Here is a 12,040-nt window from a genome sequence, read left to right as displayed (position 1 = left end):
CGAATCATGTGCTCTCACCCGCTTTTTGTGATGACTCAATTATACGACAAAAAAGGTACAGCCTCTTCAACTTTCTTGAAGGGCAGTACCTTTTTCTAAGAGCTAGACTTTTTCAGTGGCCTCAAGTTGTAATGGGAGGTGTTTTTTTGTATATATACTAATTCACATATGCGATTAAAAAGACAACGGTTAATCCTCACTTCTTCACAGGGAGACTGTTCTTATTTCTCTTCGTAATTGACAACCGCTTCTGTGTCGCCATCCCACTTTACGGTCGCTTTCAGCGCTTCACTTACAAAACGGACCGGAACAACGGTGCTTCCGTTTTCGATCGCTGCTGGAACTTCAAGCGTTACTTCTTTCCCGTCAACTAAAGCGGTCTTGCTGTCGATATAGAGCTTTAAGGTGACACCAGCCCCCACTGTTGTCACTAGTATTTACTAATAACCGTTACTATGTTTCCTTCTGTGCTCATCGACCAGCCGAGTATATCGACAGCAGATTTCAGCGGGATGTAGGTAATCCCGGCCGGACCTTCCCAGACGTTCGTTTCGAGATGAACGGGCTTACCGTCAACAAATGCATTATTCCCATGCAATTTCCATTCGATTTGCTTCTCCGTAGTTTCTAGAAGCACCCGGTTATTTTGGGTTTGTGTAACATATCCATTGATGCTGCGCGCAAAATCATCTAATGGAACCATCACATTGCCCTTCGCGTCAATAAACGGTGCCTCACCAACATGGCTGACGCCTAGAAGCGCGTTGTTCAGCCGTACATTGACCGGTGTACCATTGGAGGATGAGCCTGTCAATTCACCATCATTATACATATAAGGCAATAAGTTCGGATGCTCAAAATCGAACATATCCAGCATATTATTAGCGCCTGCGTCCTTCCCGTTTAATGCCGGCAAATGATAGTTCCACTCGAGAAATTTTAATATCGATGAATGATCATACTGAACATGGCTGACATAATTTTGCTTAGCGTAAGGAGAAATCACTAATGCAGGAATACGCGGTCCGTCCCCTTGCAGAGAATCAGCGTTTGGCGTAATGGTTGGAGGAGCAACATGATCATAGAAGCCGCCGCTCTCGTCATAGGTAACAATAATGGCTGTATCCTTCCAGTAAGGACTGTTCATAATCTGATTAATCGTGTTGACAGTAAACTCCTCGGCGGACGGCGTGCTTTGATTTCCTGTACCCGGATGCTCGTCATCCCCGTATCCTGCCTTGATAAAGCTTACGGCCGGGAGATTCCCGTTCTGGATATCCTTAGTGAAGCTGTTGTAATCTTTCAAGTTGTTGTTATTTTTCCCGTCCTCATAATTTTGAAAGTACTGGAACGGGTTGTGGTGAGGTGAATAAGCTTTAGCCTCGCCGGAAGCAGGGTCGTTCTTGGCTGCATCCCACCCGCCGGCGTACCATGCCCAAGACTGATTCGTAGCAGTGAGTCGATCCCCGATGTTCGGATAAATCAGATTGTACTTCAGACCGTTCGTGCTATCCCCTCCGAAAGGGCCGTTCTTGGGTGACGGATCTCCCGTAATTCGAGCGTTCGGGTTAGTGTTGCTGTCCGCTTGCCCCCCATTACCCGATTGCGCCGCCACCAAATAGAGTGCGCCTGGTGTAGACGGACCGTATACGGGTTGAAAATAATTGTCCGCCAGTGCATAATGCTGGGCATATTGCCAATAAGCAGGAACTTCGTTGTAGTCAAAATAGGACATCGACAGCAAGCCTTTATCATTCGTGTCCGTTGGCTTGCCGCTGTTATGATTGACCATATAGAACATATCCATTTTTCCGCCGTTTACCATGGAAATCATTGGGTTGTAGCCGTGGTTGACATCGGTTTCTTGGATCGCCGCCTTGCCGGCATCGTGCCAAGGATATACCGGGTTTCCATTAGCATCGGGGTTATAGACACGACCATATGCATCTCTGGTTACGCTGCCGGTCACATAATTGAAGTTTCTGACATCCTGTGGCGTCTGGGGCAGCGCTTGGAAGCCAAGGGCATATGGATACGTTCCAAAGTAGTTATCGAAGGAGCGATTTTCTTGAAATATCACTACCGTGTGGTGAATCGGTGAAGCTGTGTTTGCTTCTGCCGTTTCTGCTTTCTCCGCCCTGGTCAGCGACGTGCCTAGCAAGGGTGAAGCCATAATCGACAATGCGCTTAACGATAATGCCAGACTCCGAAATCGTCTTTTCATTATGCATTCTCCTCCCAAGTTAAAAAACCAACGTTTATGTCCTGCGATGAATGGCCCAACTCAGTACCTGTTTGCGCCGTGGCGGTGCGATGGCTATGCAGCCATTCATACAGCATAGGAATACCGAGCAGGCTGATCAGCGTAGAACTGACCATACCACAAACTACGACAATCCCTAATGATTGGGAAACAACGGTGTCGCCGCCGCCGAAAAAGCAAAGCGGAAGAAGTGTCAGAACGGTGGTCACCGCCGTCATCAGCACCGGCCGAACCCTGGCTGCCGTTCCCTGCAGGATGGCTTGCATCGCGCTCATGCCGCCGGCCAGATTGCGCTCGATTTTATCTACAAGAACGATGCCATTGGTTGCCACGATTCCCGACAGCATCAGCAGTCCGACGAGCGAGGCCAGATTCCACTCTCTTCCGGTGAGCAGCATTCCGATGACCGATCCGATGAAGGCTAACGGAATGCAGATGAATACGGCGAGCGGGGCTCTCCAGCCTTTGAATACAGTGCTTAGAACAAGCACCACAAGTAATACCGATACGGACAATGCAAGCGTCATTTCATAAATCATTTGATTTACTTGTGTGGAAATTCCCTGAAACGTATATTGAACTCCCGGTGGTAAAGCCAAATGCCCCACCTGATCCTTCACCTGCCCGACAACCTTCTCCACGTCTCTCGAAGTGATGTTGGCCGTTACTTGAGCGAATGGACGTCCATCACGCTCCCGAATGACAGCCGGTCCGTTGCCGGGATTTAACGAGGCTAGTGAATCAAGCCGGAAGCTTCGGCCGTCCTTGCCCTTGAACGTTTCCTTCCCGAGCAGCGTCAGGATGTCCGTTTGGGCATCCGTATGAATGAAGGCATTGCCGGCTTTCGTCAAAAGGTCCGTATGGATCGCTAACGGGATCGTTGATTGAGCAGCCGTCGGCAAGTCGATTCGGGTACCCTCCATCACATATTCCCGAACACGCTTGTACACCTCCTGCGGCTCCACTCCCGCCTGCTCCAATGCATTCCGGTCCAACGACAAATGGAACCCGGGTGCCCCTTCCTTATCATTCACAGCGCCCGCTACGCTGAGCCCCTGTACATGCTGAAGCTGAGTACGGACCAGCTTAGCCGCCGTCTCCAACGCTAGCGTGTCGGCACCGGACAGGTCAATTTTGAGCTGCGAATCGTCGCCGCTAATATTTTGATTGGTTACGGTACATACCGCAATCCCCGATAGGCTCGCAAGCTGCGTTTGCAGCTTGGACATCACCTGGTCGATCTCGGCGTTCCGGTTGAGTGAAACTGCGATATTGGCAACACTCGCGCTTTGCACCCAGCCTCCTCCGGCATCGAACACATCATCAAATTGCGGCGTGAAGGTAGAGCCCAGAACGGAAGAGAACGTCGATATCCCCGTATCGGATTTCAGCACCTGCTCCATCCGCTTCACGGTCGAGTCTATTTGCGTTAGAACTGTGCCCTCAGGGAATTCCAGCTGCACGTTAATTTGACCGGATCGGCTCGCAGGAAGAAAATTGACGGGCAAATATATCGCACCCGCTCCCGCAACAAGTAATAACACGCAGAAGCCGGCAAGTATTCTTCCTTTTCTTCGAAAAGCCCGGTCTAAGAGAGATACCGAGCTTTGCTCGATGGAGAGTGCCACTCCACTGCTCGGCCTACCTTTATAACACATATGGTACAGTGCCGGGACTACGAACATGGCGACCAGAAGCGACGTCAGAAGCGCGATAACGACAGACCATGCAAATCCGGAAAAAGCCGAACTGATCATGCCACCGACTACGGCGATCGGAATATAGACTGCTACGGTCGTAGCTGTAGAAGAGATGATTGCCGGCAGCATCTCCGTAACGGCTTCCGCCAATAACGTCGAAGTCAGCTTTCCTTGTTGCTCACTTGCCTTCCGATACATGTTATCCAGTATGACGATCGTATCGTCAATCACTCTGCCCATGGCCACAATCAGTCCGGAAACGGTAAGAATGTTCAAGCTGATTCCCATGGCGTTCAGCAATCCCGCTGTTCCAAGCAGGCAGATCGGCAGCGATAGAGCAACCAGCGCAGTGGACCTTTTATTTCTGAAAAATAAAAATACGCAAACCATAGAGAGCAGACTGCCGAGCAGCCCTTCCTTGAGCAGTCCATGCAATGCGGCTTTCACCTGCTCACCTTGATCCAGTAGCACGGATAGTTGGAGGTCCCCCGTTTGCAAACCTGGAATGTCCTGGATTCGGCTAAGAAGCTTGCCCGATATGTCGGTAATATTCGACGACGGTGTCTTCAGCACATCGAAGATGACACTGGGTGCACCATACGTCCGGGAGATCGTCTGCACATCCAGCATTGATTTCGACAAATCCGCAATGGCGGATAGAGGCGTGACACGTCCGTCCTCTCCCCGGATGGGAAGCTGCTTCAAATCCTGTTCACTCTGATTCGGATCGGCGGCTTGCAGGGGAATCGTTACTTGATCGGTTGTAATCCTTCCCTGGACCCATGTCGGATGAACCTCAGCAAGTGACCGCTTTACATCTTCGAGACTCAGGCCGTACTTATTCAAATCGGCCATCCGTATAGATACCGAGTAACCGTTCCTCGCAGCGCCGATAACGCGCACGTCGCTGACACCGGAAATACTTTTCAATTCATTCGATATCCGAGCTTGTACCTCAGTGCGCAAGGCGGCTTCATCCACTTTCCCTGACGGGCTGGTCAGGCTGAGTCTCATCATCGGAAACGAGCTTGTGCTGATGCGGGTAACTAACGGCTTGTCAACACCAGCCGGTAGAGCAATGTGCTCGAGTGTACTCGCCACTTCGCTCTCCGCTCGGCTGATATCAAAATTCACCGGAAAGTACAGGCTTATGAGAAGGCCGCCATCAAAGCTGTTAGACTCCAAGGTTTCAAGCCCGACAACTTTACGTACCGAATGTTGAATAGGCGCGAGTACCGAAGCCTTGATTTGTTCTGCTTGGAAGTCCTGTGCGTGAACGCTCACCATCAAAGTCGGATTATTGATCGGCGGCAAATATTCCTCCTGAATCTGATAGGAGGACATGCCTCCCCAGATCGCAATGATCAGAAGAGCGGTAATGATCAGGAAGGTCCTGTTCATGGTCGCTTCTATGAGTTTACTCATCTTAAGAAATTCCACTCCTTGCATTTGGCGAATCCGGAATAAGAATGCCCCATGCCCTCGGGCATGAAGCCCGAAGGACATGGGGGTGAATCCGGCTTTCCTATTCCAAATTAGTTAGTCTTCGTGGAAATAGGAGCCCCAGTTTCAGCTTGTGCCGCTACATCGCTCGGTGTAAGAACCTTCTGCTCGCCGGGATAAGGAGTATTGAATCCCTTAGTAGCATACCAGGTCACATGATTCAGCATGCTGGCATCCACGGAGTCCGGGGAAGCGTTCTTGCCGCTAAAGTGTTCCTTATTCTGGTCGGACCACTCCGTCCACAGCTTCTCCAGGGCTTGGATGTCCGTGGTTGCAGTTTGCTGTGGAGGCGTATAAGTCGGAATAGCCGGCTTATCCGATCCAGGCGTACCGTTTAAAGTGTCCAGAGCGATATGATTCGGCTCGAACGTATAAGGCGTAAAGTCCGGCTCGTCGGTGAACAGCTCACTCATCGGAACGGCTGCAGCATCGTTTTGATTCATCGCAGGCAGGCCGAGAATTTGCTCGATCGTTCTGACCATGTTAATGACGGTCCAGTAGTGGCTGTCCGTGACTCCTCTCTTAATCCACGGGCTGATCATAAGAGCGGGAGCACGATGTCCGTCGACGTGATCCAATCCGTTCTGCGCGTCATCCTCCGTAACGATAATGAGCGAATCCTTCCAATACTTGCTGTGGGAGATGAGGTCGACGATTTTACCTACAGCCAAGTCATTGTCGGCAACCTGCGCCTGAGGCGTCGGGAAGTCCGTCGATTTGCCGGCGGTATGGTCGTTCATAACCCACATCTGTGTGAGCCCCGGCAAGGTATCGTTCTTCACATATTCCTCGAACTTCTGTTTGAAAATCTCGTAGCGATACTGGTCCGGAATCGACGAGTCAAAGGTAGGGAACGGCTTATACGTAATCGGATCAAGGGAAGGGATATCCGTTTTCGCCGTGTAATCCCCGATAGGTACATGAAGAGTACCCTGCTTTTGACCGGATAGAATTAAATAATCGTTGTACCAATCCGTCCATTTGCCCGCTGGCTGTGAACCGCTGAACTCCGTCGTATCCTCGCCGAAGTTGACAACTGATACGTTATGCTTAAGTGCGTTATCCCAAATATGACCGGTGGAGGCATAAGCCAGCGAGTCGCCTGCACCACCCGGATAGCTGCGGACGTTCGCCGTGTCCGTTTCCTTATCCTCGTAGTCATTATTTGTTGCCTGCATAACCCACTGATGTCCGCTCGCCGACTGGATGCCCCCGATATAGAAGTTATCGAGCAGCGGGAACGTGTTCACCAGCTTGTGCAGGTTCGGCGTAACGTGTTCACCGAACTGGGTTAAAGATGGCTCCGAATTTCCCCTGCCGATATCGCCAAGAACCTGGTCGTACGTCCGATTCTCTTTGACAATATAGAAGATGTGCTTGATCGGGGATGGCTCGCCGATCCGCTCCGGCACAGCCGTCGGCTTCTTATTGTTGCGGGCTTCGGCGTTTCGGCCTGCAATTTGGAACCAGTTGTTATTGGCATAGACATCGTCCGTGCCTTTAGCCAGGTCCTTGGCGGAAGGGAACGGAATCACGGATAATGACCCTTGCTGCGCGTAAGAGGAGTGACCCTTCACCGTAATCCCTTGAATCGTTAAGCTGCGGTTAAGACCGAGCGAACCAACTCCGTCCGCGTTGGCAACCAACAGGCGATGGCCTGCTTCATCGGCTGCAATATCAACCGGGAACCAGGCGGTCGGTACGAGTCCTAAGAGACGCGGCTCTTTAACAGGTCCGTTCCAGTCGTATACAGCCAGGGCGTTGTTACGGCCGAGACTGACGGCCAATTGATGATCGTTGATCATTTTGACCGCATTAGGTGCGGAGCCGAGCGGTGCGTTCGGGTATGGTTCAACCTTGATCGTTTGTACAACATCGTTCGAATGAGAGTCGATAACCGATACGGAATCACTATTCGTGTTCGCCACGAAGACATACTGACCGTATACCGTCATCCGCGCCGGTTGAAGACCGACGTCCACCGTCTTCGTGACGGCATTAGCAGTCAGATCGATGACGGATACCGTTCCTGACGCTGAGCTGCCCATAGGCGTTGTGACCACCGGCGTGCCGGATGAGTCCACTGTCAGGTCTTCGGCTTGCGCCTTCCTGCCGCCTACATTCGTTACGTAAGCCGTGTTACCGTTCACGATAACGCTGGTCGGAGCGTTGCCGACCGGGATGCGCGCTGTAAGCTGATTCGTCTGCAGGTCCACTACCCCAAGGCTGTTATCACGGTTCAGTGCCACGAGCAGCGTCTTGCCATCCGGTCCCATAACAATATCTTGAGGATTGATATTTCCGCCGACAGTTGCATCAGGAAGATTAATCATATTCGTAATAGTCGGAGTTCCGTCCCCTGCTACCGACATCACCACGATCTTGCCTACATTTTTGCTATCCGAACCTGTAGCGTACAGCTTACTTCCATCGGGAGAATAGGAAAGTCCCCACATATGGTTCAGATTCAAAGCTAAGTTCGTGGTGATCAAATTACCCGTACTCAAATCCACGACGTTGATTCCCGTACCACCGTAATCCTTCCGGCCGACGATCGCAGCGGCTGTCTTCCCGTCCGGACGGACCTTAATGGAGATTGGGTTGCCACCGAACTCCACCTGCTGCCCTGCCGGTGTAACGAATTGGTCTACAGGCGTCAAGACCTTGCCGCTCTCGGCCTGGCGTCCGACAAGACTCGTCCCGAAGGGACTGCCAACCCACGCGTAAGCACTGCCTGCTCCGACAATGACAGAGCTTAATGAAATCAGCGTGAGAAGCTTCTTCTTACTGAGCTTGCTCCATTTCCTCTTCATTACTACTCCACATCCTTTTAATCTATTCTCAAATCATATTACATTCCAACTTTACCTAAGAAGTGTAAAGTCATTGTTCGGAGGATATGTAGATGCTATTAATATAAAAAATCCTACTTTTTTACCGGACTAATATCCCTAAAAACGCCTTCCAAATTCATACATTACTGCATCTTTTGATATAACTGATCAAGGATAATACGACGAGGGGTATATGGATTTCTACAAAATGCAATTCATATGTTGATCCCAATGGGTAAATAGTTTCAGAGTCTCGTCGACAATATTCCTGTCAAACTATAAAAAAAGTTCATAATTTACATGAATGAATTTTACATTCATGTGCTGCGTTGTCCACCCCAACCCGTAGGCATCCTTAGCAAATGTCGAAAGAAAATAAATAGAAACAGCGGCAGCCATGGACGAGAAAAAAAGTCCTAGACTACGGGACTGTTGACAAACGGCACTTCACCTCTTGGTGATACAATATATGGAATTAAAAACGCTGATGATCCACTATATATTGTAGTGAATCATCAGCATTTTATTTAGCTAAGGACTTTGTCAACAGTCCCACTACCGCTGTTTTTTTGAACTATCGTTCCCGTTAGCCATCCATGCCCCTCTCGGGGCACCACAGATTATGAAAATGGTTAATACCGGTTAATACTGTTACTACGGCTGGGAGAAGAAGGTCGATCAACTATGGTGCGTTTAGAGCCCATCCGTTAGTCTGACTCCAACGACCACGGTGCACCACTGAATGTTGCTCCCTTTCGGGAAGCACTCATAGATTAATCCTACTCTGGTTGTTGCACCAGTCTCCAATCATGATCGCCGTAGAGAGGTAGATTGTTGTGGACGTAATTATTGAACGGGCGTGCGGTATGGATGTTCATAAGGACAATATAACCGCATGCATCACGACACCTGAAGGAAAGGAGATTCAGACATTTTCTACTAAAACTGTATTCCTGCTTAAGTTAGTGGACTGGATTAAGCAGCACGGATGTACACATGTGGCTATGGAGAGTACGAGTGTTTACTGGAAACCCATTGTTAATTTGATCGAAGCCGAGGACATTGAGTTTCTGGTTGTAAATGCACAGCATATGAAAGCAGTTCCTGGACGCAAAACCGACGTTAAAGATTCCGAATGGATCTGCCAACTTCTGCGGCATGGACTGATTAAGGCCAGTTTCATTCCAGATCGGGCTCAGCGCGAATTAAGAGAGCTCGTTCGCTATCGTCGCAGTATTATCGAAGAACGTGCCAGGCAGCATAATCGGATTCAGAAGGTACTGGAAGGAGCTAATATTAAGCTCGGTTCTGTTGTCTCAGATATCATGGGTGTTTCAGCTAAGAACATGCTCCATGCTATTGCTGAAGGTACAGATGACCCACAGGAGTTAGCCAACTTGGCCCAACGCACACTAAAACGAAAAAAGGATGATCTCGAACTAGCCCTTCAAGGCTATGTAAGCCCCCATCAACGACTCATGCTGAAGACCATTCTAAGCCACATCGATTTCCTAACGGAACAAATTGATATGCTTGATCAAGAAGTCGCACGACGTGTAAGTTCTTATCAAGAAGATATCGAACGACTTGATTCCATTCCTGGCATATCAACACGCATGGCCGAACAAATCCTAGCTGAAATCGGTACAGATATTAAAAACCAGTTTCCAAGCGCTGCTCATATGTGCTCTTGGGCTGGACTTGTTCCTGGCCACAACGAAAGTGCGGGAAAAAGAAAATCATCTAAAACCAAAAAGGGCAATAAATACTTGAGATCAGGATTAACAGAATCGGCTCTTTCTGTAAGAGGGTCAAAGAACTACCTCGGCGCATTGTATCGACGTATATCTGCACGCAAAGGAAAGAAGCGAGCAGGAATCGTAGTCGCACATGCCATGTTACGGATCGCATATTACCTTCTAACCCGTAAAGAAATGTATGTTGACTTAGGTGAGGACTACTTTGATAAACAAAGACAACAATCTATTGTTCGACATGCTCTGCGCAGACTTGAAGGACTAGGTTACCAAGTAACAATTACACAACCAGATGCCTCTTGATCTAATCCAACCTCTGATAACCTTTAATCAGGTGCTCTCCGTTTTTTAAAACCGAACGAGCTGCATCTTCTTTAGTGCTGTCTTTTATAGATCTCTACTGCTGAAATTTTCATAGTAGTAGTTGAATGATTACATTCGCACATTAGGGCTTAATTTTGAGGTGCTTTTAGCGCGATTTGTGCCGAACACCGGACGCTTTCTCCACGAAAATCCGATAGAATACCTCCCGGAGTTTAAGATTTTTATACAAGTAGCATCTTGGTGATTTCAAATTGGGTCTGCGTATTGAATACTTCCCTTTATCCAGCCGTCAATGTATTCTTCAATCTCCCGTACAGTGTCAGTTTTCCTGAACCCATCGAGGTATGCGGTGAGATAGAAAAAGAAAAAATGATAGCAGTAATACGCCAGCCGTTCCAAACGCAGGGTGTATCGAATGCCGTTCTGATACAGAGCATTATAAAAAGCGTCTCTTGCCCAATCCCGGCAGCACATGACAAATGCGTCACGTTCCGGCGGCGCGAGGATGGGGGTGTCCCAATCCACGATGAAGTACCTGTCGCCGCTCACAATCAGATTCCCTCCGGCATCACCGTGAGTGATGAAGAAGTCCTCAGTGTCACCTCGGCACAGCTCGGCAAAGTATTTCAACCTCTTGGCTCTATGCTCCAGCTTGGCGCGATTTTTCTCAAGCAGTGAGTGAATCTGTATGTTATCAAGCGCATTCCATTGCTCATAGAACTTATCGGCGCTTTTGCCTGAAAAATCTTCACAAGGAATGGGAACGTTGCAAGACGGAACCGTATATATCTTCGCCAGCATTTGATATTCCGGGATTTTTGTAGCGTCTGTTTCTAAGTTTTCACCGTCAATCCAGTCGAAAACGCCGAGTATTGCGCCGTCAAATCGTGTGGACAGGTCGCCGTTTTTTGTCTTTACGATTCGGCTGATGAAGTCTATGCCGTGGTTACATAGGTGCTGGACTATAGAAAAGCTGCGTTCATAGACGGCTTTATGCGTGGCGGGGTAAACCAGTTTTAGAAAGTAGCTGCTATTCGTATCGTCCAGCCGCCACGTTTCACCGTAATAGCCGCGTTTTGCGGGAGCTAGTGAGGCGGCGCTTATTCCATATTTCTGCTTGATGAACTCAATCAGACGATGTTGGTATTCCTTTGAACGAGGGATGTTGCTGTACAATTATGCCTCACTCCTTTTAAATAATAGCCCGCACTCCCTGACAAAAGCCACCGTATTTACAAAATGCAGTGCAATTATTTCAGCACTGATACCAAGAACTTGTGCATCCTTTGCAACGAGTCCATATTTGGCACATTATCATAAAGCCCATTCTCTACGATAGCTGAACTCCTGCCAGTTCGTGTTATCGGCTTTGCGATCTGCGCCCGCGACTTAGCTGATTTGAAGTATTCTTTTTCACGCTTCATATAGCTCTCCTGAAGCCTTTCATGTAGGTCTCGAAATTTCTCCTCATCGTAGTAATGCTCATACACGGTTAATGTATCTGGGTCTCGCCATTTATAAAAAAGAAACCGCCGATTGGCGGTTATCCTTAAAACCTTAATTTCATAATTACAAATCAATCTCAAGCCCCTGGCCGACAGGCTGAACCGTCTCCAGAACACGCTGGGTCATTTTACTCCCCATCAAAGAATCAATCAC

At 48.9% G+C, this 12,040-nt stretch carries 6 protein-coding genes; 1 reads left to right on the top strand and 5 read right to left on the bottom strand.

The features are described from left to right. Positions 1-221: 221 nt before the first annotated feature. The 4 genes from FPZ49_RS34105 to FPZ49_RS34090 all read right to left on the bottom strand — a co-directional run bounded on the left by FPZ49_RS34105 (position 222) and on the right by FPZ49_RS34090 (position 8,279). A complete protein-coding gene (locus FPZ49_RS34105) occupies positions 222-431 on the bottom strand; it encodes a copper amine oxidase N-terminal domain-containing protein (RefSeq protein ID WP_261381756.1) in 210 nt (69 codons plus the stop codon). Then, the gene (locus tag FPZ49_RS34100) at positions 431-2,224 is read right to left on the bottom strand and encodes an alkaline phosphatase family protein (RefSeq protein WP_144855065.1); all 1,794 of its coding nucleotides are present in this window, start codon (positions 2,222-2,224) and stop codon (positions 431-433) included. Before FPZ49_RS34100 ends, FPZ49_RS34105 begins: the two co-directional genes overlap by 1 nt. Beyond that, entirely contained in the window at positions 2,224-5,388 is a 3,165-nt protein-coding gene (locus tag FPZ49_RS34095; protein ID WP_144855063.1) for an efflux RND transporter permease subunit, read from the bottom strand. Before FPZ49_RS34095 ends, FPZ49_RS34100 begins: the two co-directional genes overlap by 1 nt. Before the next feature lie 110 nt (positions 5,389-5,498). Then, positions 5,499-8,279, bottom strand: coding sequence for a bifunctional YncE family protein/alkaline phosphatase family protein (locus FPZ49_RS34090; protein WP_144855060.1), 2,781 nt, complete (start codon positions 8,277-8,279; stop codon positions 5,499-5,501). A gap of 857 nt (positions 8,280-9,136) precedes the next feature. Here FPZ49_RS34090 and FPZ49_RS34085 point away from each other — a divergent pair. Further along, complete coding sequence (locus tag FPZ49_RS34085; protein ID WP_144855058.1) at positions 9,137-10,360, top strand: IS110 family transposase; 1,224 nt, start codon at positions 9,137-9,139, stop codon at positions 10,358-10,360. 267 nt (positions 10,361-10,627) lie between these two features. Here FPZ49_RS34085 and FPZ49_RS34080 read toward each other — a convergent pair whose 3' ends face one another. Further along, positions 10,628-11,557 carry an aminoglycoside phosphotransferase family protein gene (locus FPZ49_RS34080; RefSeq protein WP_144855056.1) on the bottom strand — a complete coding sequence of 310 codons (930 nt, stop codon included), beginning with the start codon at positions 11,555-11,557 and terminating at the stop codon, positions 10,628-10,630. Between the last annotated feature and the right edge of the window lie 483 nt (positions 11,558-12,040).

Origin of the sequence: Paenibacillus cremeus, from assembly GCF_007786445.1 — a bacterium.
GTDB lineage: Bacteria > Bacillota > Bacilli > Paenibacillales > NBRC-103111 > Paenibacillus_G > Paenibacillus_G cremeus.
Note: the sequence above shows the minus strand (reverse complement) of the source record. Positions and strands in the feature narration are given on the sequence as shown.

Excerpts from the sequence above, each read along its gene's own strand:
- FPZ49_RS34100 (WP_144855065.1), bottom strand. The coding sequence starts at position 2,224 with ATGAAAAGACGATTTCGGAGTCTGGCATTATCGTTAAGCGCATTGTCG.
- FPZ49_RS34095 (WP_144855063.1), bottom strand. The coding sequence starts at position 5,388 with ATGAGTAAACTCATAGAAGCGACCATGAACAGGACCTTCCTGATCATT.
- FPZ49_RS34090 (WP_144855060.1), bottom strand. The coding sequence starts at position 8,279 with ATGAAGAGGAAATGGAGCAAGCTCAGTAAGAAGAAGCTTCTCACGCTG.